20 protein-coding genes, 1 tRNA gene and 2 pseudogenes are annotated in these 21,878 nt (G+C 44.3%); 14 read left to right on the forward strand and 9 right to left on the reverse strand.

The features are described 5' to 3' along the window. Positions 1 to 128 precede the first annotated feature (128 nt). The 4 genes from E2566_RS13165 to E2566_RS13180 all read left to right on the forward strand — a co-directional run bounded on the left by E2566_RS13165 (position 129) and on the right by E2566_RS13180 (position 2,179). Positions 129 to 767: an RpiB/LacA/LacB family sugar-phosphate isomerase gene (locus tag E2566_RS13165; protein ID WP_010287191.1), complete on the forward strand. Its 639-nt coding sequence runs from the start codon at positions 129 to 131 to the stop codon at positions 765 to 767. Between the two features lie 220 nt (positions 768 to 987). Next, positions 988 to 1,077: transfer RNA gene (locus tag E2566_RS13170), tRNA-Ser, on the forward strand. 368 nt (positions 1,078 to 1,445) lie between these two features. Continuing rightward, positions 1,446 to 1,757: a hypothetical protein gene (locus E2566_RS13175; RefSeq protein WP_107167751.1), complete on the forward strand. Its 312-nt coding sequence runs from the start codon at positions 1,446 to 1,448 to the stop codon at positions 1,755 to 1,757. Positions 1,758 to 1,957: 200 nt separating this feature from the next. Further along, positions 1,958 to 2,179: a Flp family type IVb pilin gene (locus E2566_RS13180; protein WP_107167752.1), complete on the forward strand. Its 222-nt coding sequence runs from the start codon at positions 1,958 to 1,960 to the stop codon at positions 2,177 to 2,179. Positions 2,180 to 2,585: 406 nt separating this feature from the next. Here the strand turns inward: E2566_RS13180 and phoH are convergent, their stop codons facing one another. The 4 genes and pseudogenes from phoH to E2566_RS13200 all read right to left on the reverse strand — a co-directional run bounded on the left by phoH (position 2,586) and on the right by E2566_RS13200 (position 6,686). Then, a complete protein-coding gene (gene phoH, locus E2566_RS13185; protein ID WP_107167753.1) occupies positions 2,586 to 3,374 on the reverse strand; it encodes a phosphate starvation-inducible protein PhoH in 789 nt (262 codons plus the stop codon). Between the two features lie 531 nt (positions 3,375 to 3,905). Continuing rightward, positions 3,906 to 4,421 carry a flagella biosynthesis regulatory protein FliZ gene (gene fliZ / locus E2566_RS13190; RefSeq protein ID WP_107167754.1) on the reverse strand — a complete coding sequence of 172 codons (516 nt, stop codon included), beginning with the start codon at positions 4,419 to 4,421 and terminating at the stop codon, positions 3,906 to 3,908. Between the two features lie 203 nt (positions 4,422 to 4,624). After that, positions 4,625 to 5,347 (reverse strand): RNA polymerase sigma factor FliA, encoded by a 723-nt coding sequence (locus E2566_RS13195; protein ID WP_014915881.1) that lies wholly within the window; start codon positions 5,345 to 5,347, stop codon positions 4,625 to 4,627. Positions 5,348 to 5,611: 264 nt separating this feature from the next. Beyond that, positions 5,612 to 6,686: pseudogene (locus tag E2566_RS13200) on the reverse strand (integrase core domain-containing protein). 102 nt (positions 6,687 to 6,788) lie between these two features. Here E2566_RS13200 and E2566_RS22050 point away from each other — a divergent pair. The 7 genes from E2566_RS22050 to E2566_RS13235 all read left to right on the forward strand — a co-directional run bounded on the left by E2566_RS22050 (position 6,789) and on the right by E2566_RS13235 (position 12,269). Continuing rightward, positions 6,789 to 6,845 (forward strand): hypothetical protein, encoded by a 57-nt coding sequence (locus tag E2566_RS22050; RefSeq protein WP_420892587.1) that lies wholly within the window; start codon positions 6,789 to 6,791, stop codon positions 6,843 to 6,845. A 222-nt stretch (positions 6,846 to 7,067) separates the two neighbouring features. After that, on the forward strand, positions 7,068 to 7,874 hold the full coding sequence (locus E2566_RS13210) for a hypothetical protein (protein WP_107167755.1): 807 nt from the start codon (positions 7,068 to 7,070) through the stop codon (positions 7,872 to 7,874). A gap of 66 nt (positions 7,875 to 7,940) precedes the next feature. Then, entirely contained in the window at positions 7,941 to 8,714 is a 774-nt protein-coding gene (rfbF, locus tag E2566_RS13215) for a glucose-1-phosphate cytidylyltransferase (protein WP_107167756.1), read from the forward strand. Further along, positions 8,705 to 9,778 (forward strand): CDP-glucose 4,6-dehydratase, encoded by a 1,074-nt coding sequence (gene rfbG / locus E2566_RS13220; RefSeq protein WP_107167812.1) that lies wholly within the window; start codon positions 8,705 to 8,707, stop codon positions 9,776 to 9,778. Before rfbF ends, rfbG begins: the two co-directional genes overlap by 10 nt. A gap of 14 nt (positions 9,779 to 9,792) precedes the next feature. Then, a complete protein-coding gene (rfbC, locus tag E2566_RS13225) occupies positions 9,793 to 10,323 on the forward strand; it encodes a dTDP-4-dehydrorhamnose 3,5-epimerase (RefSeq protein ID WP_107167757.1) in 531 nt (176 codons plus the stop codon). A 32-nt stretch (positions 10,324 to 10,355) separates the two neighbouring features. Further along, complete coding sequence (locus E2566_RS13230) at positions 10,356 to 11,180, forward strand: NAD-dependent epimerase/dehydratase family protein (RefSeq protein ID WP_107167813.1); 825 nt, start codon at positions 10,356 to 10,358, stop codon at positions 11,178 to 11,180. An 18-nt stretch (positions 11,181 to 11,198) separates the two neighbouring features. Then, positions 11,199 to 12,269, forward strand: coding sequence for a class I SAM-dependent methyltransferase (locus E2566_RS13235; protein ID WP_205942444.1), 1,071 nt, complete (start codon positions 11,199 to 11,201; stop codon positions 12,267 to 12,269). Positions 12,270 to 12,405: 136 nt separating this feature from the next. Here E2566_RS13235 and E2566_RS13240 read toward each other — a convergent pair. From E2566_RS13240 to E2566_RS13255, 4 genes and pseudogenes are all read right to left on the reverse strand, one after another. After that, positions 12,406 to 13,514 (reverse strand): IS3 family transposase gene (locus E2566_RS13240; protein ID WP_107167758.1). Its coding sequence is split into 2 segments (ribosomal slippage): positions 12,406 to 13,265 and positions 13,265 to 13,514, totalling 1,110 coding nucleotides; the frame shifts between segments, so codons are not numbered across the junction. 74 nt (positions 13,515 to 13,588) lie between these two features. Continuing rightward, a pseudogene (locus E2566_RS13245) lies at positions 13,589 to 13,705 on the reverse strand (IS3 family transposase); the annotation flags it as partial. Between the two features lie 208 nt (positions 13,706 to 13,913). Further along, positions 13,914 to 17,597, reverse strand: coding sequence for a glycosyltransferase (locus E2566_RS13250; protein ID WP_107167759.1), 3,684 nt, complete (start codon positions 17,595 to 17,597; stop codon positions 13,914 to 13,916). A 157-nt stretch (positions 17,598 to 17,754) separates the two neighbouring features. Further along, complete coding sequence (locus E2566_RS13255; protein ID WP_107167760.1) at positions 17,755 to 18,642, reverse strand: flagellin N-terminal helical domain-containing protein; 888 nt, start codon at positions 18,640 to 18,642, stop codon at positions 17,755 to 17,757. Positions 18,643 to 18,928: 286 nt separating this feature from the next. Here E2566_RS13255 and fliD point away from each other — a divergent pair, with 286 nt between their 5' ends. From fliD to fliT, 3 genes are read left to right on the forward strand one after another with little or no spacing between them, the layout of a single operon-like run. Beyond that, complete coding sequence (gene fliD / locus E2566_RS13260; protein ID WP_107167761.1) at positions 18,929 to 20,356, forward strand: flagellar filament capping protein FliD; 1,428 nt, start codon at positions 18,929 to 18,931, stop codon at positions 20,354 to 20,356. 30 nt (positions 20,357 to 20,386) lie between these two features. After that, positions 20,387 to 20,797: a flagellar export chaperone FliS gene (gene fliS / locus E2566_RS13265; protein WP_107167762.1), complete on the forward strand. Its 411-nt coding sequence runs from the start codon at positions 20,387 to 20,389 to the stop codon at positions 20,795 to 20,797. Beyond that, positions 20,797 to 21,177 (forward strand): flagella biosynthesis regulatory protein FliT, encoded by a 381-nt coding sequence (gene fliT, locus E2566_RS13270; protein WP_107167763.1) that lies wholly within the window; start codon positions 20,797 to 20,799, stop codon positions 21,175 to 21,177. The genes fliS and fliT overlap by 1 nt, the downstream gene beginning before the upstream one ends. A 251-nt stretch (positions 21,178 to 21,428) precedes the next feature. Here the strand turns inward: fliT and fliE are convergent, their stop codons facing one another. After that, on the reverse strand, positions 21,429 to 21,743 hold the full coding sequence (gene fliE, locus E2566_RS13275) for a flagellar hook-basal body complex protein FliE (RefSeq protein ID WP_107167764.1): 315 nt from the start codon (positions 21,741 to 21,743) through the stop codon (positions 21,429 to 21,431). Positions 21,744 to 21,878 lie beyond the last annotated feature (135 nt).

A 21,878-nucleotide genomic window follows, 5' to 3' on the forward strand; every position in this document is an offset into this window, starting at 1 on the left:
ATTTATGGGCTGTGCCGCATTCTTTGCTTCCACGATTTGCGCTTTATTTTTGAAACGGTATACTGCACACATCAAATTGAAATACAGTTTTAAAAAATGTATTTGTCCGTCACAGAAAAGGAACGAACATGAAAATTGCACTGATTAACGAGAACAGCCAGGCTGCCAAAAACGCTATCATCGCCGAGTCACTGACCAAAGCGGTTGCACCGTTGGGCCACACTGTACACAACTACGGCCAATACGCCGTTGAAGATGCAGCGCAGCTGACCTACATCCAGAACGGCATTCTGGCAGCTATCCTGCTGAACTCTGGCGCGGCTGATTTCGTTGTGACCGGTTGTGGTACTGGCCAGGGCGCAATGCTGGCTTGTAACTCTTTCCCTGGCGTAATCTGCGGTCTGGTTGTTGACCCATCTGATGCTTACCTGTTCTCTCAGATCAACAACGGTAACGCGGTATCCGTTCCTTACGCTAAAGGCTTTGGCTGGGGCGCTGAACTGAACCTGGAAAACCTGTTTACCCAGTTGTTCAAAGAAGAAGGCGGCCGCGGCTATCCGAGCGATCGCGTTGCTCCTCAACAGCGTAACAAGAAAATCCTGGATGCGGTAAAAGCCGTAACCTACAACGATCTGATCACCATTCTGAAAGGTCTCGATCAGGATCTGGTTAAAGGCGCGATTGCTGGTCCTAAATTCCAGGAATACTTCTTCGCTAACAGCAAAGACGAAGCACTGACCAGCTACATCAAAACGCTGCTGGCGTAATCGCCCTACGGTTGACAAAAAATCCACAGGCCATCGCGGTCTGTGGGTTTTTTTATGCTCATTTCTTGCCCATTTTGCCTGCATTTTCACGACATCGTCATGCGGACTATCCGTTACCGTTCAATGCTTAGCCAGACGCATCGTTCGCGCTAAATACTGCTTGACCGGAGCTAAGTGACTCCCTATAGTAGCGCCCCGTTGCCCCCTATAGGCAACCCCCGGTGAGGTGTCCGAGAGGCTGAAGGAGCACGCCTGGAAAGTGTGTATACGTGAAAACGTATCAAGGGTTCGAATCCCTTCCTCACCGCCATATTTTGCACAAAGTCGAAAGTTCACGTAGTGTTTTTGATTTTGTACTACATAAAGTAATACATAGAAAGTCCGCCTCAGCGGGCTTTTTTGTTTACGAAATCCAGTATCCTCTCTTTTTCCTTTGCACTGACTTATCAGTCATACACGCCAAGAAAGGTTCAAGATAACGCTCTTTCCACTTTCATTATTAGACATTTATCACGTCACTGTTTGCGAATGCAGTCAGGTCGAACAGCATGGGATGATGGGACGTGTTATGGTGTGAATCAGCGCTTTCCTAACTCGTAGCGGGAGCATTAATAATATTTTTCCCGCAATTTGTTCATTTGGTGAATTTATTGACTTTACTACAACAGGAGTCGAGCAATGATAGTAAGAACATGGCATGGTTGTGTACCACTGGAGCACGCAGAAGGCTTTGCAACTCATCTTCAATTAACAGGTGTCACACATTCGCAAAGTATCCCAGGTAATCAAGGCGCGTTTGTTAAACGTGTAACGCAGGGAAACTGGGAACATTTTTTCCTTGCCACGTACTGGACTAACATTGATGCGATTAAGGCTTTTGCAGGCGAGGATTATCATACCGCGGTAACTTATCATGAAGATGATAAATTTTGTCTTTTGTCCGATCCGTATGTTTTTCAACATGAAATTGAGGCCGTACATCCGTTGTAAATACAAGATGAGTATTATTTGATGTTGCAGAGTGGGCAAATCTTCTCAACGCCAACCGAAAAGGGATGGCCAACCCACTCCCACACAAATCAGCCAGACTTCGCGATTGATCTCGTTAATAAAACTCATTATCATTAAGGCGGGTTTATAAGATAAAAACATCCGCGTACTTTTAGGTATGTAAAAGGGAGGAAACGACGATGGAATTAACATTCCGATCATTCTTAGGTGACGAGAGTGGCGCTACAGCAATCGAGTACGGTATTCTTGCGGCGCTGATAGCCGCGGCGATTGGTTTTATCTTTGGTGATAGTGGTATTTTAATTAATGCACTTAATGATAAATTTGACGAAACCCATCAAATAATTAGAACGTGTGGAACAGACGAACCCGGAATTTCGTGCTTTGCAGCAAAAAAATAAAACGGATAATAATATTAAGAAATATTTTTCAGAACATGACTAGTGCGATATATTTTCCTTTAGCACTTTATTCAGTAATAACGTTCAAGATTTTATATTATATACCCTAAATAATTCGAGTTTCAGGAAGGCGGCCAACACACATGCAACTTGAAGTATGACGGGTATATGCTCTGCAAACTGCATATTCTCGCTTACCGAATTAAGCCTTTAGCTGATTAAATTTTTTCCCTGACCAACCTTTTACTGCATTGCGGCCTGTAATTCGAATGACTTAAGGTGCACTACTCATTACTAGATTTAATTTTAATAATAGGCAGCATGATATGAAAACGCCCTTAACTTACGCTAAGGGCGTTTTTTGTGATGATGGTACGGAAACTTTTACTCCCATCCCACACAGACATCAACCATAGGCATGAAGCGTACGCTGACACAGCGCCGAGCGTACACAGTCCTCTTTACCGAAAGAGACCACGCCAATCATGTCATCCTCAACAAAACGCTCCAATGCGTCACGCAGGCCAGACTTAACCCCAGCAGGCAAGTCGCACTGTGTCACATCACCATTAACGATAACCGTGACATTCTCTCCTAAACGCGTCAGGAACATTTTCATTTGGTTCACTGTCACGTTTTGCGCCTCATCCAGAATTACAACCGCATTTTCAAACGTCCGTCCGCGCATATAGGCAAAAGGCGCGATTTCGACTTTGCCGATTTCCGGCCGTAAGCAATACTGCATAAAAGACGATCCCAGCCGCCGCAAAAGTATGTCGTAAACGGGCCGGAAATAAGGCGCGAATTTCTCTGAAATATCTCCGGGTAAAAAGCCAAGATCTTCGTCAGCCTGTAAGACTGGCCGCGTAACAATAATACGCTCAACCTCTTTATGGATTAGTGCCTCCGCCGCTTTCGCAGCGCTCAGATACGTTTTACCGCAGCCAGCTTCACCTGTGGCAAAAATCAACTGTTTGTTTTCTATCGCAGACAAGTAATGTTCCTGGGCGACGGTACGAGCTTGAATCACGGAATTATCACGATTCTCACGCGCCATTCCGATTGCTTCAATCCCGCCCATCTGTACCAGAGAAGTGACCGATTCTTCCTCACGCTGACGATGGCTACGCGAATCACGACGGATAACACGTTTGGCTTCACGACGAGCTTTGATCACTGCTTTTTGTCTTCCCATAGTGGCACCTTACAGTTTGTTTCACTTACCGCACTGCTTTGCAGCGCGTGACGTTTAACTCACTAACGAGGTTAGGCTTCCTTATTAAGCCAATAGCGGACTGAAAATACACACGAGCCATCCACGAACCGAGTGAAAACTGGGTCGAATATTCATGGATAAGAAAAGAAAATAAACGAAGGGTTTGGGTGAAAAGAGAGTGGCACAGTGTAGAAAATAAGTGGGAGGAAAATCCCTCGCATCGGCGAGTCAGCAACGTAGAATCTTGGCATCGACTACAAAGTCCAAAAAAGGACATTACCATTCGCGTTCCTCACTGTGACAACAACTATTCCACTGAATAATGATTGATCGCATCGTAGAACTACTACTAACCCTTACCTAAAAATTAGTGCCGAATGATTTCAGTAGTATGACAGTGCAATAATTTGCCCCTGCAATGCAAGCATTTTTTACACTGTCATAACATTTACATATAAATCAGTCTCCCATGGCCGGCAATCTCAACCTGAGAACCACACACTTTACGTGTCAGAAATGTCGCTGCCAGTCCAAATACTGATCGTATTTTCTTAGCGCGCTGCGGTAGATATTTTGCTCAATATCAGGAAGGTAGTCACATACTCGCTGTTGTACCCCATCACGATGCCGGGAAAAGGTTTCCGCAGGATAATCATTTGCAGCCAACAGCTCGTCCAAACGCCGTAAACGAATGACATACTCGCGCATCGTGCTATGGCGAACTTCAGTTTGCTCGATCAGATATTGCGTGAAAGCTTTTATATCGAAATAGCTAGCAGTAGTATTGCATAATATTTCGCTACAAAAGCGGCAAAGTGGGATTAATTCCTGTTGCAGGCCAGACCATATTTCGTCATCGATAAGCCTGTCGATGCTGCCAATCGATTTTTTATTAATAAGCTGGTTGCGAAATACCAGTGAAACACGATCGAGCTCTTTATCACACTGGGAACAGTTGGTCTGTCTATGTTTGAAATCTTTCAGATAACGGCTTAACAGCTGTTTCTTCCGAATTGATGAGTGCATGAATCCATTCCATGACAATACATAATCTCAACGTGAAGCAGTAGCATTTTTCACGACGCCAGAGAATCTGGCGAGCTGAAAACAGGTAGCATTAATCAGTTGAATACTGGTGCAAGGCACATCTCGATATTCAAAAATTGCTATGGCTTACAACTTCAGTGGCTGAAGATATATGTTGATAACAATATTCCTACGCGGCGCAATTAGACATCATTCATTAATTTCACGCGCAGGCGCTTTATCGCCTGGCTATGCAACTGACTGACTCTCGACTCTCCGACTTCAAGAACGGCGCCGATCTCTTTCAGGTTCAACTCCTCCTGATAGTAGAGCGTCAACACCAATTTCTCACGTTCTGGCAGGCTTTCAATCGCATCCATCACGCGATGGCGCAAATTGCCTTCCATCAATTGATGCAATGGATTCGCATCTTCATTGCCTTCCAGTAAGGCCTCCGCGCTATCACCATGTTCTTCACGCCATTCATCGTAAGAGAAAAGCTGGCTATTGTTCGTATCCAGCAGTATCTGACGATAATCCTCAAGCGTGATATTCAGGGTCTGCGCAACTTCCTGCTCCGTTGGAGTACGGCCGAGTTGTTGTTCAGCCTGCTGCATTGCTTGTGCCACTTCCCGTGCATTACGCCGTACGCTGCGTGGAGCCCAATCACGACTACGTAATTCATCCAACATCGAGCCCCGAATTCGTTGAACGGCATAGGTGGTAAACGCCGTACCTTGTAACGAATCATAACGCTCAACAGCGCTTAACAAGCCAATGCCGCCAGCTTGTAGCAGATCGTCAAGCTCAACACTCGCGGGGAGACGAACCTGTAAACGCAAGGCTTCATGGCGCACTAATGGAACATAGCGCTTCCAAAGGGAATTTTTATCCATTGTGCCTTCGGCGGTATACAAATCGCTCACAGTGACAAATACCTACGATGATAATGTTATCGACACTATTATGCTTTTAGGTAGGGTAGCCAATCGCCTGAATAGCGTCAAAAAAAGGGGGTTATTTGGGATACTGAAGTGACCAGCTTTAACCTTGAGGTGCTCCTGAGTCAGGAACTAATTCAATTGTATCACGACAGCCGGGGAGAGATTACAGCATTGACCTGCCCCCAGTATTAAACACAATAGCTAGTTAGTCATATCAGTTTGTTTACCTTCATTTTTTCCATTTAGCTAACTCGCTGCAAACTCCGCTGATGTCAGATAATTCAGTGAGGAATGAGGCCGACACTCGTTATAATCCTGCCGCCAGTCGTTAATGACTTTTCTGGCGTGAACAATATCGCTGAACCAGTGCTCATTCAGACACTCATCTCGAAATCGACCATTGAAGTTTTCGATAAACCCGTCCTGAGTCGGTTTGCCCGGCTGAATAAGCCGAAGCTCAACGCCACGCTCAAAGGCCCACTGGTCCAGTGCCCGACAGGTAAACTCTAGTCCCGGCCCGGCTCTGTTCTGATCGTTGCCGGATAGTCACGAAATAACGCAATACCGTCCAGAATACGTGTGACCTGAATCCTAATATACCGACAGGCATTCCTTCGTAAAATCATCGACGCAGGCCAGGCACTTGATCCTGCATCAGGTAGCTAAATAACTTCGCGCATTGATGCTTCACTTCTCATCGAGCGAAGCCAGAGTTGGTAGGCGTTACCACACTGCAAGTGTAGCGCTATTATGCAAAGCTATTTAGTGTGTCCATGAAGAAATCCATCGACCACGTTAGGTTAGGAGCAGCAGGACGGAGCAACGGAAGACGTTCTGTTGCCAATCCTTTTCGACATCGGCTGTGCTTAACACCTAGGCCGCTGAGATGATAAAGGCGGTACGCGCGCTTGTGATTAACATGCAGGCCTTCTCATCGCAGTAGTTGCCATATACGGCGGTAACCGAAACGTCGGTGCTCAAGCGCCATCTGAGTGATGCGCCCGGATAAATACGCATCAGCCACCGGACGCTACAGCTTCCCGCTTGTGGCCTGTCGTCAGTACTTTCGGCCCAAAGCCACCTGTAATGCTGCCTTATCCAGCATGGCTTCTGCAAGTAACTTCTTGAAACGGGCGTTCTCTTTTTCAAGCGACTTAAGGCGTTTTACTTCAGGTACTTCCATGCCACGTAACTTCTTACGCCAGATGTAAAAGGTTGCGTCAGAAATAGCATGCTTACGGCAAAGCTCACGGGCGGAAATGCCAGCCTCGGCCTCGCGGAGAATACTGATGCTCTGTTCGTCAGAAAAACGCTTCTTCATGGGGATGTCCTCACGTTGCTAATGAAGACATTACTAACATAGTGGTGTATTAATCAACGGAGAGCAGGTAAGAGTAAAGAGTTTATCAGCAGAGAACAAGCGATGGACACAATATTTGATTATATTGAGATGTTTTATAATCGTCGTCACAAATATTAGACACTGAGTTATCAAGCATTTATCAATGCATGGATAGACTATATGAAACGCAGTGTAAGCAGGTCAAGATAATCTCAGGGAAAAATAAAGCCTAATCGTGAGAATAGCATGTAAAAAAAGGCCTTTTTCTACCATAGGGTCTAGTTTACTCATGTTAAACTGTAGCCATAACTTTAAATAGACCAACTTGTTGGCAACATTCATCCATCCTCGAGACAACGAATGACTTTGTTTATCATATGCCACAATCGATTACCTGATTATCGTCCACCTAAAAATTCCAAAATCATCTGGCTAAATCCTACGCTGCCATCTAATTCTGGCGGACTGGAAATCATCCCTGGATATGATTTCTTTGAGAACCCGGAATCTTTACACGAAAAACTATCCGGTGCATTCGGGACGATGGTTATCCTTAAATTACTTGAATCTGAAGAGATAAAAACAAAATCTGTAACAGTATGGCAGTATAGAAAATTTGTGACAACTCGTCAATACGGAAAACCAAGTCTTGAATTAAACAGTATGTATATGGTAGATAAGAAAGCATCCCAAAGGATAAATTTCGCTGCAGAACTGCGTACTATAGATGATTTTCTTATTCCGTCCCCTATTAGCTTCGATAGTTTGTATGCTCAATATTTATCATGCCATAATATTTCCGATTTACTGCGTTATACAGCTATCGCAGTTGAAAACAAGATACTGACCCCCCAGGACAGTATGCATTTTTTTAATCGTTCTTATTTTAGTATAGGTGGTTCTGAATTAGGTACTTATCCAGCAGATTGGTGGATAAAAACCTTCAAAGGTTTATCAACCATTGCTTTAGATTTCATTAGTAATCATGAACCATCACAGAAAGATGATCCTTATCAGAAACGGGCTGTCGCATTTTGCCAAGAGCGACTAGGCAGTTTTCTATTACTTAAACACATTTGTGAATTATATAATAATACACTGCCATCATCTTTATTCGGAACTCTACATACCATTGCAGAAGATGGTATCTACAGGCATGGCATATAAAATATAGATTTGTCTAATAAAGTAAACAAAAGCTAGATCCGACAAATTTTGTAATGAGGGTGCTGAATGAAAGTTGTCATATTGGCTGGTGGACTCGGTTCTCGGTTGGCAGAAGAAACAGTCATAAAACCTAAACCATTGGTTGAAATTGGGGATAAGCCTATTATCTGGCATATTATGAATATCTATGCTCACCATGGCTTAAAAGATTTCATCGTCTGTGTCGGGTACAAGGGCTATCTACTAAAAGAATATTTTTCTAATATCGTCTTGCATCACAATGATTTCACTGTCGATCTTGCTAGCAACACCATCGAATATCATAACAAAGCAGCTCCCGACTGGCGCGTCACGTTGGTAGATACTGGATTGACCTCCATGACTGGTGGTCGGCTACGCAATATTCGCCAATACCTCGATCCCAATGAACCTTTTTGCATGACATATGGTGATGGAGTTGGTGATATTGATATCACGGCAGAGATTGAATTCCATCAACAGCACGGACTCAAAGCCACAATGTGCACAGTAGTGCCTCCCGCACGTTTTGGCGCCATTCATTCCGATGGCTACCGAGTTACAGAATTTCGAGAAAAACCCCAGAGTGATGGAGCCCGAATCAATGGTGGATTCTTCGTTCTCCACCCTTCCGTGCTGGACTTGATAAAAGACGAGAATACGTCATGGGAAAATGAACCGCTTGAAGCGTTGGCTACTAGTGGACAACTTGCCGCTTTCATACATGACGGGTTCTGGCAACCAATGGACACTTTGCGTGAACGTACGTTGCTGGAAGAATTATGGCGTTCAGGAAAGGCACCGTGGAAAATATGGGATTAGATCATTTCTGGGCAGGCAGGCGCGTATTCGTCACGGGACATACGGGTTTCAAGGGGGCTTGGCTTTGCCTATGGCTGGAAAAATTAGGAGCACATGTGTTCGCAACTTCTCTCCCAGCAAACACATCCCCATCGCTGCATAATTTATTGACTGTCGAAAGGAAAACCGATGGTAGCATCGTCGATATCCGTGACGTATCAGACCTGACAGCCAGCCTGCTACGAGCGCAACCTGAAATCGTCATCCACTTGGCTGCGCAGGCACTAGTTCGCCATTCTTACCGCGACCCTATCAACACCTATTCGACTAATGTAATGGGAACCGTTAATTTACTCGAAGCAGCAAAATTAGCAGATTCAGTCAAAACAGTGCTGGTAGTGACTACAGACAAGGTATATGCGAACAATGGTGCAGGCATTCCCTTCGTGGAAACCGATCCGCTAGGGGGGGAAGATCCCTACAGCAATTCTAAGGCGGCGGTAGAACTGGTATGCCAAAGCTATCGACATAGTTTTTTTGCCCAAAGAGGAATAAGGTTGGCAACCGTCAGGGCTGGGAACGTGATCGGCGGAGGGGATTGGTCCGAAGACAGACTAGTCCCTGATTTCATTCGTGCACTCGAAGCCCATCAGACGATCATGCTGCGTTACCCGTATGCTATACGTCCTTGGCAACATGTGCTAGAGCCGCTACGCGGATATATGACATTTGCTCAACTATTAACGGAAGGAAAAGTATCGTTGCCTCAGGCGCTTAATTTTGGTCCCAACCCGCAAAATTTTGCCACAGTGAGCCAAGTTGTTGACACACTAGCCGCCATCGGGAGCAACCCTACTCCGTGGCAACAAGATCCCGGCGAACACCCGCAAGAGGCGAGTTTCCTGACTCTGAACTCCAGTTTGGCTAAAGAGACGATCGGCTGGGAGCCCTTCCTCGATCTAAATCAAACACTTAGCTGGACGTTGGCTTGGTATAAAAATTTTCAGCTTGGCGCAGACATGTATGAGTTCAGTTTAAAGCAGATCACAGACTATGAAGACATAATCGAGTCACGCTACAGTTAATGTCGAGGCATTCAATGAAATTTATTCCAACAGCCGTTGATGGCGCCTTTGAGATCGAACTGGAAGGATACAGTGATGAACGAGGTTTTTTTGCGCGGGCATTCTGTGCCAACGAATTTGCTTCCCAAAACCTCGTCACCCATTTTCTCCAGTGTAATTTATCACTAAATCCACAACGAGGAACGCTACGGGGAATGCATTTTCAATACTCCCCTCAAGCTGAAGTCAAATTAGTGCGGGCGATAAGAGGTAGGGTTTTTGATGTCGCACTGGATTTGCGCCCTGAATCCCATACCTATATGGCATGGGCAGCAGTAGAACTGGACGCTAGTCAGCATAATGCGTTTTATATCCCACAAGGATGCGCGCACGGCTTTTTAACGCTGGAGGATAATTCCGACCTGTTTTACCAAGTTTCCGAATTCTATACTCCGACCTCGGAAAGTGGCGTGCGATGGAACGACCCAGTGTTTGACATCCAATGGCCTAACGACCCTACGTTGATAAGTCAGAAAGATGCAAACCATTCCGATTATCGGCGATAATGGAGCGGTTTCTATATGAAATGGGACGAAGCATGAAACGCATATTAATCACGGGGGCTACTGGTTTTGTGGGAAAGCACATACTAAATGCCTTAGAAAAAGAAGAAGTCTCGGTCCGTGTCATTTCCAGATCGGGAGAAAATGGGCTGTTGAGCACACACTCGAACGTTGACGAAGTCATTGTCACGCACGACCTATTTAATGAAAGTGAAACTTGGTGGTGCGAAGTAGCGAAAGGCATCGATATTGTGATTCATGTGGCTTGGTACGTCGAGCCTGGAAAATATCTGAGCGCGATGGAAAATATCGATTGTCTCAAGGGCACATTGGTAATGGCCAGAGGCTGTGCTCAAGCCGGGATTAAACGTTTCATTGGCATCGGCACATGCTTTGAATATGATGCTTCGTTCTGTATGCTATCAACGGAAACTCCACTAAAGCCCAATACGCTATATTCCGATAGTAAAGCTGCCGTGTTTTTTGCATTATCAAACTTATTACCTATTTTCAAAGTTGAATTTGCCTGGTGTAGACTCTTCTATTTATTTGGCGAAGGCGAGAACGAGCATCGTTTTGTTCCCTATTTACGCAAGCAACTGTTAAAAGGTGAGAAAGCCCTTCTCAGCAGTGGTAATCAGATTAGAGATTTTCTGGACGTTACCATCGCCGCCAGTAAGATTATCGATACAGCTTTAGGTAGCAAAACAGGGGCTGTAAATATTTGTTCCGGTATTCCTCTTACCATAAAGCAGCTTGCTGAGAAAATTGCCGATGAGTACAACGGAAGAAAATTGTTAAATTTCGGTGCCCGGCCCGATAATCTCATGGACCCTCCCTGCATTGTAGGGGTTCCCTAAAGAATGATAGAGGCAAACATGTCTGCTGATAAAAATCTACGGGTGCTGTACGAACAACACCAATTCCCCATATTTCAAAACCGCATGTACTCCAGTGAAAGAGAGGCGCTAGAATGTCCACGTGGTGATATCCGATTGGTAGAAGACCTGCGGACTGGGCTTGTCTACAACGCCGCATTCCTGCCCGAACTTATGGCTTATGATAAAAATTACCAGAATGAGCAGGGTAACAGTGGCTCTTTCCGCCTTCATCTGCAGGAAGTTGCAAAGATCGTAAGCCGGACGCTCGGAACAGAATCCCTGGTGGAAGTCGGATGTGGCAAGGGACTATTCATTGATATATTATCGCAACATCATAACGCCGAGATCGTGGGTTTCGATCCAACTTATGAAGGCGACGACCTACGCATACAAAAACAGTATTTCAGTCATGAAACAGGAATTAGCGGAACAGGGATAATCATGCGCCATGTTCTGGAACATATCCAGAACCCTGTCGATTTTCTCATCCAAATCAAAGAAGCCAACGGTGGGAAAGGCAAAATTTATATTGAAGTTCCCTGCTTCGACTGGATATGCAAACAAAAAGCATGGTTCGATATTTTTTACGAACATGTCAATTACTTCCGGCTTGCCGATTTCAAACGCATATTCGGTCACATCATTGAATGTGGACACTTGTTCAACGGTCAATATATTTATGTCGTTGCAGATCTTTGCTCCATAAATAAGCCTATTTTCGATCCTTGCGACAGACCCGCTTGGCCCGCTGATTTCCTTGAGGTGTTGAACAAATTTTCTCACCAGGGACCGTCAGACGGCATAATTTGGGGTGGGGCCTCCAAAGGAGTAATATTTTCTCTAATATGCCAGAGATATGGTGTTGCAATAAATCAGATTATTGATATCAACCCCGCCAAACAGGGGAAATATATAGCAGCCACGGGGCTACGAGTTCATTCTCCAAATGAAGTCATCCCTTATTTGTCAAGCGATGCGACAATTCTTGTTATGAATTCCAATTACCTCGAAGAAATAATGGAAATAACGAAAAAAAGATTTAATTACGCAATTATTGAGGAATGTTAATTTGTAACTCATAATAAAAACCACCTACTATATAGTAGGTAAACATGCTTTTTGCTCTCGAAAATAAATTTTAAAACAGGAGTCCTCTATGGTGTCTATCGAAAAATTCAAGCAAGAATTGTAATCCCTCCGGTTTTTAGTACCACCGCCAATGAGGGTTTCCGGCGAGTTTTTGCCTCGCATAGATAACGGGTGGCATATCACCCAGTGAGCTATGCGGACGTTCTTCGTTATATTCTAGGCGCCAGTCTTCTGTGAGTTCGCGCACTTCAGACAACGTTCTGAACAGATACATATCGCGTATTTCTGTTCGCAGCGTTTTGTTAAATCGCTCGATAAACCCGTTCTGCATCGGCTTTCCGGGCTGAATAAAGTCGAGTATCACACCGTGGCCTGCTGCCCATTCGGCTAAGATGGCGGCGGTGAGCTCTGGTCCATTGTCACTTCGTATAAAAGCCAGGTAGCCTCGTTCTGCGCTTAATCGCTCCAGAATGCGCACAACACGATGAGCCGGTATATTCAAATCAACCTCGATGGCCAGCGCTTCCCGATTAAAGTCATCAACGACGTTAAATAATCTGAATCGCCGCCCGTCGTTCAAGGCATCACTCATAAAATCAACTGACCAACAGTGGTTCATTTTATGCGGAATAACCAACGGTTGTGGATGCCTGTTAGGTAAGCGTTTTTTCCCTCTGCGTCGAAGATTGAGTTTTAACAGACGATAGATCCGGTAAACCCGTTTTGCATTCCACCGTAATCCTGCCTGGCGTAACTTATTGAACATCAGTCCAAAGCCATAGGCCGGATGCTGATGCGCCAATTTTTGTAGTGCCTTGACCACCGGCAGATCCCGTGTCGTGTTCGGGCGGTAATGCAGCAGACTTCGACTAATACCGATAATGCGGCACCCGCGTCGCTCACTGGCCTGATGTTCCGTCATGACATAACGCACCAGATCACGCTTTTTAGGCACCGCTAAAGTTTTTTTGCTACAACATCCTTAAGAATTTCATGATCTAAGCTGAGGGATGCGTACATCTGCTTTAATCGGCGATTCTCTTCTTCCAGCTCTTTCATTCGCTTAATATCGGAGGACACCATGCCGCCGTATTTGGCTTTCCAATTGTAATAGCTGGCTTTCGACACACCGTTTTCACGGCAAACATCCTTCACGTGTCGACCCCCTTCAACCTCTTTCTGAACCCGCAGGATCTGAGTTTCAGTGAAACGCGCTTTCTTCATGATAAGCCTCCGTTGGTTGTATTTTAACCAGATAACTCTATCAAGCGGTAAGACTAAATTCAGGGGGGGACTACAAGTTCACGAGCAGCAGTAGCGATTCCAATACGCTCAGCCAGTTTAAGGGCTTCATCGCGAAATTCGGGCATGTACTGTTTACGGGGCGCTTTACTGGTTGGTACTGGTTTTGTCATGAGTAATCACCTTTGGTTGAGAGTTTACTCACTTAGTCGCGTGTCCACTATTGCTGGGTAGGATCACACACTTACAGTTCTCCAAGCGGATCATGTGCCATTCTCCTATAAGGATACTCAGAAGAACGACACTTCATTTTTTAACTATCCGATGTGTAATATCATTCAGCTATTATATTATTTCGATAACGTTCATAATCAGTAAATTTTATTTAGGTAGCCAAGCTTTCATCCAATCAATCAATCCATCACCTTCCAGCATCCAATCTTTATATACGGCATCACGTAGTTTATCGCCCATCCTTTGAGTTTCATCAATGTCATCTAAATGCATTTGTATTGCCGCCATCCAATCTTTGAATCTATTATTAACCAGAGTAACAGGCAGACCACATCGATAAGGTTCAATATTGGTACAAATAATGGGAACACCACAAGAGCCTAATTCAAGCAACCGTAAATTGCTCTTACACTCATTGAACTTATTTATTTCCAACGGTACCAAGGCCATATCTAAATTTAAATCAGCCATCTTACGTGGATAATATTCGATAGGCACTCCTACATGAAATTCACATTTAATGTTCTCGGGTTTCATTCCCATAAAGACCCAGTCAACTTCGTTTTCCAAAGCTTTAATTATAGGACGAAGAATATCAAGGTCGCCCGCATGACTGCTTCCCCCAGCCCAGCCAATTCGGATTTTCTTGCTTACACGGCGCTGGCTCTGTAGATTTTTCCACCATTCAGGGTTTAACCGGTTTGCTGCAACACGCACATCCTGATGATATTTATTTAGCTCATCTGCAAGTGGTTGGGTTGAAGCGACAACCCAATCAGCGGCTTCAATACAACGCCGAACACCGGACATCACACGCTGAGAAAAATCCTTACGGTGTATTGATTTAATAGGAATGCTAGACAATAAATCATCGTACTCAACAACAATTTTTGTATTGGTATACTTTCTATATTGCTGCATTTTTTCCGACATCATCTGAGTTGTCGCACGTTGAATAATAATAGAATCAGGGTTCAAGCGCTCTAAATCCACCAGACCAGGATTGATATCTTTTAATCCTCCTTCTATTAGCATTTCTCGTTCCATAGATTGAAACGGGTGAATTATACGATAATATCCACAACCAAATCTGTCACCATGAACCCCAAGTACGATCGGTAGAGGACGCCCCGGCAGAGCACTTTGGCAACGTGCCATTTCCTGTGTTAACGCAAAACCTGGCGCACATTTATCGTATGCTGGATGGTAGCATGGGTCGTTGGCTAACTGCGGTAACCAGCGAGCATAGAGTGCATCGATATCTGCAGGTTGTGGTAATGAAGGTAAATTAAAATGCTGCTGCAACAGGCGTGATGCTCCCCCCAAATGAATCAGCGTGGCATCCGGTGTCCAGACAACCAGATAGCCTTTCCGTCGAGCCTTCAACGCCAGATCAACATCACCGAAATAAATGGGATATTGTCGTTCATCGAAACCACCGAGATCCATAAAAACATCACGTCGCAACATCATACAAGCTGCGCTCACCGCACTAACATTATGCGCTGTACGTAAGCGATTCATATATCCTTTTAATTCTGCTGCTTTTCCTTGAAACGCAATGCCTGCAGTATCGTTCATTCCCAGTACGATACCACCATGCTGTATACGACCATCTTCAAACACTAGTTTTGCACCAACAACGCCGACTTCTGCCCGCAATGCATGATTTAGCATAGCATTCAACCAGTCTCCATTAGTAATTTCCGTATCATTGTTGAGGAAAAGTAATACATCTCCCTTTGCTCGTTCCGCAGCAAAATTATTAATAGCAGAGAAATTGAATGGATGTGGCCATGATAAGACCCGAATTTGCGTCAACCCCATTGCAGTGAGTTGGCTAAGATACTGGCAAGCGTTCGGATCTGTCGACTGATTATCTACAATTAATAGCTCATAATTCGTGTATTGGGTCTGCGCCATCAGCGTTTCAATACAGCGACTGATTATCGAAAAATGGTCTCGGGTAGGAATAATGATGGAAACAAGGGGATTGCTCATATGTTGATACTGAATACTGCACGTTCCCTCCTCATTATCGGTAGATACTTTTGCATCAACATTGCACCGAACAAGATGCCGCTGAATAATATGTGGGTAGTCACTCATTACTTGGGTATTACGGAACCAATCAAAAAGTGCTTGTTTTGCAAAAACCAATACCTCAGGAATATGCCCTAACGCCTGTGGCCCCTCCTGCTCAATAAGTTGCCAAACCACATCATACAATTCAAGGTCGCCAGCGAGAGAAGGAATAACTCCCTGTGAGCGCACGGATGACACATCAAGAGCTAAGTTACACCCAATATATGGATAACTACGCAACATATCGATATTGCACTCAGGCTTCAGCATCGGGTTATCCGCTTCACCATCTTTAATGATGGCTTCATCAAAATAAAATGCACGTGCCGAAGGAAAGCGTAATCGATGTTCTGCCAATAGTAATAATGCATGTGGAAGTAAGCAATCACCTGCCGACAAAACCAATAAGAACGAAGACGACGTTTGTTCAATAACCAAATTCAGCGGGCTACTAGTGCAAAAATTGGCAGATAACCAGCAAGTATTATCTGAGGTAGGGCTGTGCACTTCAGCGTTGTCAGTCAGTACATAAACTTCGCTGGCTGCATAATACTGCTCCCGCACACTAGCTAATGATGCCAATATTGATGGTTCATCACTCCCTTGGGCCATGATAGCAACCCCTATATTACCGATTTCGGGGTAAGCCTGAATGAATGCCTGTAATAGGTCACGACGCGCAGGGGTAATAAGGCGTTCATTCAACCATTGATCAACAGAGTAAAAAGGTTTGGTTTTATCGCGTAATGTCAGGTTATGAAGTGAAAGCCTCTGCAATTCTTGATCGGTTATCGTTTTTAGAACAGGAGCAGGTAATAATTTCAGTACCTCATCCAACATATAAGGGAAGCACCAATATTGATTGTAATAAGTAATTCTTTGCTTCGTATATTCAACCGCATCCTGATAGCCATCGATAATATCGTCTGCCAATTCTTTAGCTGAAAACACCTTCCCAGCCGTCTCTTCACGAAACACGTTGCCTTCAACCAATTCAGTACAGATATAACCAATAAACTCACTATCACGATACAAATAGACAGGAATGCCTGAGCACAGCACATATTGTGCAATGCGCCCGTTGGTAAGAACAGCATCATAGCCTTGCAGATTATTGCTCTGGAGCCACTGCTCTCGACTAATAATATCGCAGCTAACAGAATATGGCAGCAACTCATCAGATAATGAACTCAGGCTCGGAGCCCAGACATCAACGATGACAAGTAATTTTTCAAGGTTGGATCTTGCTACAGGTAATGCATACTCATGATATTTTTTAGCAACAGGGTTGGAAAATATCTGAATAACTGATGGTTCAAGGCCACTATCACACAAAAAGTTGCTGAGCCGCGGCAACGTAACTAGAGATTTATCTGCCAGGCGGTTTTCCAGCTTAATATCAGCCGGCATAGTTTCTAGACGCTGCAATGACTGGTGATCAAAAATAATGTTTGTCGTTATACCACCGTTTAACATTCGATTCAGCAAACTGGCGTTTAGCGATGTGCTCTGTATCCAGAGGAGTTCGTAATTTTCACTAAAATCGTGTTCCACACTATCGGTGACAAACAGCGAATCCTCCGTATACCTTTGTTCAATAAAGTTTTTTATTGTATTGCCATACTGATGGCAGTATACATCGACACGCCACCCTCTATCGATAAACGCGCCGATAAGATCAAGCATTGCTAATGTTTCATCTTGGTAATCGGTAAGCTGAAGTGTGCTGATGAAAACGCGTGACATAAAAATACCTTCTGCAGAAGGGAATAGAAAAATTCTACTATAATAATAAGGAAGGAATGTATTTATCTATCAATAAACTAACTAATAACGGCCTTATTTGGAACATAAAAAACCCAGCACATAGCTGGGCTTATAGAACACATTGTTTTGCTTACAATTAACGCAGTAAAGACAGCACAGTCTGAGGAACCTGATTCGCCTGAGATAGGACGGAAGTACCGGCTTGTTGCAAAATGTTTGCTTTGCTCATATTAGACACCTCAACGGCATAATCAGCATCCTGAATTCGACCACGAGCGTTAGACAGGTTGTTGATAGTGTTGTTCACGTTGGTGATTGTAGATTCAAAACGGTTTTGGATCGCACCCAAATTACTACGCGCAGTATCTACCGCTTTCAAAGCAGTATCTACAGCATCAACGATTTTCTGTGCCAAACCACCAGAACCACCAATACCAGTTACAGCAGTACCTGCAGCAGTTCCGCTAATCGCACCAACGGCAGATGCTACACCAGAAGACAGACCACCGCTAGTCTTAGCGTTAACCAGTGCACCGGAGGTGATAGTGATAACTTCGTCGGCACCGCTGTTTGCACCTACCTGAATGTTGATACCACCGCTCGCAGAACCATCCAGCAATTTTGTGCCGTTGAAGGAAGCTGAATTAGCAGTACGGTCGATTTCATCCAAACGTTGCTTCATTTCAGTGTAAATTGAACCACTGTCAGTAGTACCGTTGGTATCGTTTGCGACCTGAACAGCCAGCTCACGCACACGCTGTAAGTTGTTGTTGATTTCGTTCAGGTTGCCTTCAGCGGTTTGCGTCAGAGAGATACCGTCATTCGCATTACGAGCAGCCTGAGTCAAACCTTTAACCTGAGCGGTCATACGGTTAGCAATCGCTTGACCAGCAGCATCATCTTTTGCGCTGTTGATACGCAGACCAGAAGACAAACGCTCAATAGCGGTGCCCAGAGAAGATTGTGATTTGTTCAGGTTGTTCTGGGTAACCAGAGACATGATGTTGGTATTGATAGATGCCATGATAAGCGTTCCTTAATCAATGAGATGTAAGTTTCGGGTTAGACCCACGGGTTCATCCCCGTCGCTAACATTTATCGGAACACTTTTCAGAAGCTTTAATTTTTTTTGCCAAAATTTTTAGGCGAACAAAAAATCAGTACATGTTTCACCCTACTGCACCAGTGTCGAATGCTTGCCCCACTAGATCAATACCGACATCACATTGGCATTAATGCTAAACTTATTCCCAACTCTGCCGATATCCATTCTGTAGACCAATGATTCTGGACAATACAAGGATTCGATCATGGCAAGTATTTCTTCTTTAGGGGTAGGCTCTGGCCTAGATTTAACGACGCTGCTAAATAATCTAAGAACAGCTGAAAATCAGCGCCTCACTCCAATAAAAACTCAGCAGACTAGTTTTAAAGCACAGGTTACTGGTGTTAGTGCCTTAAAAAGTGCGTTGGATAAATTGAACACTGCTAATAATGCGTTGGCAAAGTCTGAATCATTCGGCATTACCAAAGGTTCAATTGATGGAATAACCAACACCAGTATCTCAGGAACGAATAAAGCCTTTACCGCAACAACAGGTAGTAAAGCTGCCCCTGGCACCTATAGCGTTGAAGTACAACATTTAGCCCAGGCGCACTCAATCACTTCCGCAGTTAAAACCAGTGCAACAGATGCATTGAGTGCAACAGATACAAAACTCGTTATCACTCAAGATAATGGTAAATTTGCCGTCCCTGGCTCTACAACTGGCCAAACCCAAAAATCGCTAGAAATAGATATCAAAGCAGGCGAAACATCACTAAACGATGTCCGTGATGCCATCAACAAAACGAATGGCTCGGTGACTGCCAGTATTGTTAAAGCGAAAGATAATGAGTACTACTTAATGCTAACCGCAAAAAATAGCGGGACAGAGAGTAAGATGACGGTAAGTGACAGTGATAGTCTTCTTGGAACAACTACCGAGAAAGTCGCCGCGCAGAATGCTGTCATCGTCGCCAATGGTATTACTATCGAGCGCCAAAGCAATACGATCGAGGATGCGCTGGAAGGTGTTACATTAACCCTACAGGCAAAAACAGAAACAGATAAACCAGAAACACTGAGCGTTACGCAAGATATTACTGGCATGAAAGATGCTGTTAAAGCGTGGGTTGATGCCTATAATGCACTGCAAGACACAGTCATTGCACAAACTAAATTTACTCCGGTTAAGCTTGGCGAAGATCAAAACGCGACCAATGGTGCTTTGATTGGTGACTCAACCGTTCGCGAAATCCAGAACAAGCTTAAGCAACAATTAACGACACTTCAGCCCCAAGGCGGCGAATTCCGCATTCTGGCCGATCTGGGTATTACTCAGAACGCTAAAACCGGTAAGCTGGAAATCAGCGATACGAAACTAGATAAAGCCTTAAAGGACGAACCAGGTAAAGTTAGGGAATTCTTTGTTGGTGATAGCGATAAGACGGGTTTCGCAACACAGACCCGAACTTATATGAAGTCACTGCTTGATAACATCGATGGTGTTATTAAAACCAAGCAGGATGGTCTCGACAGTACAATAAAAAAATTAGATACCCAATTAACTCGCGTCACTAACAGCATCGAAGAAACGATCGCTCGCTACCAGAAACAGTTTACAGATTTAGATAAAGCTATGTCTGGTATGAGTAGTACGACCAACCAATTGACCAGCATGTTCTCTAAACTCTAAGTTTCTGATAAAAGAAAGATAGGTAGCGCGATGTACAATATGAAAGGCAGTCAGGCCTACGCTCAGGTAGGCCTTGAAAGCAGTGTGATGAGCGCAAGCCCTCACCAGCTTATTGTCATGTTGTTTGATGGTGCGCGCAGTGCAATGTTGCGCGCGCGTATTCTCATGGAACAAGGCGATATACCAGGCAAAGGCATGGCGTTATCTAAAGCAATAAACATAATTAATAACGGGCTCAAAGCTGGGCTGGATATGGACAGAGGCGGCGAGTTGGTTGAAAACCTGTCCGCCCTATACGATTACATGTCTCAACGATTGTTGATTGCCAACTTACATAACGATCCCAAAGCAATAGAGGAAGTTGAAGTGTTGTTGGAAAATATCGCTGATGCCTGGCGACAAATCGGCCCTAATTACAAACCAGAGCAGGAAGTACGCTAATGGCCTCCCCCCATCGGCTTCTAAAAGATTACCAACAGCTTTTGTCTCTGAGTCAAAAAATTCTTCATTTGGCCGTCAGTGGTCAGTGGGATACGTTGGTTGAGCAAGAGATTGTTTATGTTCAATCCGTCGAAGGCTTAGTTAATGCGCCAATTCCTGACGAAATTGATAGTATGATGCGACTGCATCTGCGACAGATTTTACAGGAAGTGATGGATAATGAAGCGAAAGTAAAACAACTTCTGCAGAAGCGGATGGATGAATTAAGTTCGTTAATGGGGAAATCACTGAAGCAAAAATCAATTAATACGACTTATGGTGAATTTGCAGGCCAGCGACTGCTACCTGGTGAACCCTTGCCTGACGAAACGCGATCGTAGTGTTCTATAAATTATACCGCTCTCACCGACGCGCTTCTGTTTATACGAGGCGCGTTTTTTATCCATAGCGGAAACTTTTGATGCAAATTCTCAGCAATTAGTACAGCAAGAGATCAGTTCGTGGCGAAGAAGAAAAGGAAGATCGTAGGCAGAAAACTACTACAGATAAAAATCGCACATCATCCCATCGCTGAACAGTGAGATGACGTGCAATAACTTTAATAATTACAGCCGGATATCGTTAAACGATATCAAACAGACATATTCATTACTTCCTGATACGCCGACACCAGTTTATTACGCACTTGGATGCCCATCTGCATTGAAATGGATGACTTTTGCAAATCCACCATTACATCATTCAATGCCACACCCGGCACGCCCATGGTGAATTTTTCACCTTGCGCACGAGCTACCTGTTGCGTATCGCTGATCTTATCAATCGCCGCTTTTAACTCACTGGCAAAACCAGGTTCTACCGACGGTCTGGCTAGTGGCGTACCCGAGGCTTGCAGAGCGTTTACCTGCATTTGTTGTAGAACGCCATTAATACCTTGAATCGACATATTACCTCGCTAAACCTTGCTAATTAGGCTTTCTATACACATTTATGACAACGATACCCTACCACACCCCATTTAGTCTAAATGGGGTAATTAGCGTGAAAAATGCCACCTTATCGACCCATCGATTTTTCTTTT

This window comes from Pectobacterium punjabense (assembly GCF_012427845.1).
Lineage (GTDB): Bacteria > Pseudomonadota > Gammaproteobacteria > Enterobacterales > Enterobacteriaceae > Pectobacterium > Pectobacterium punjabense.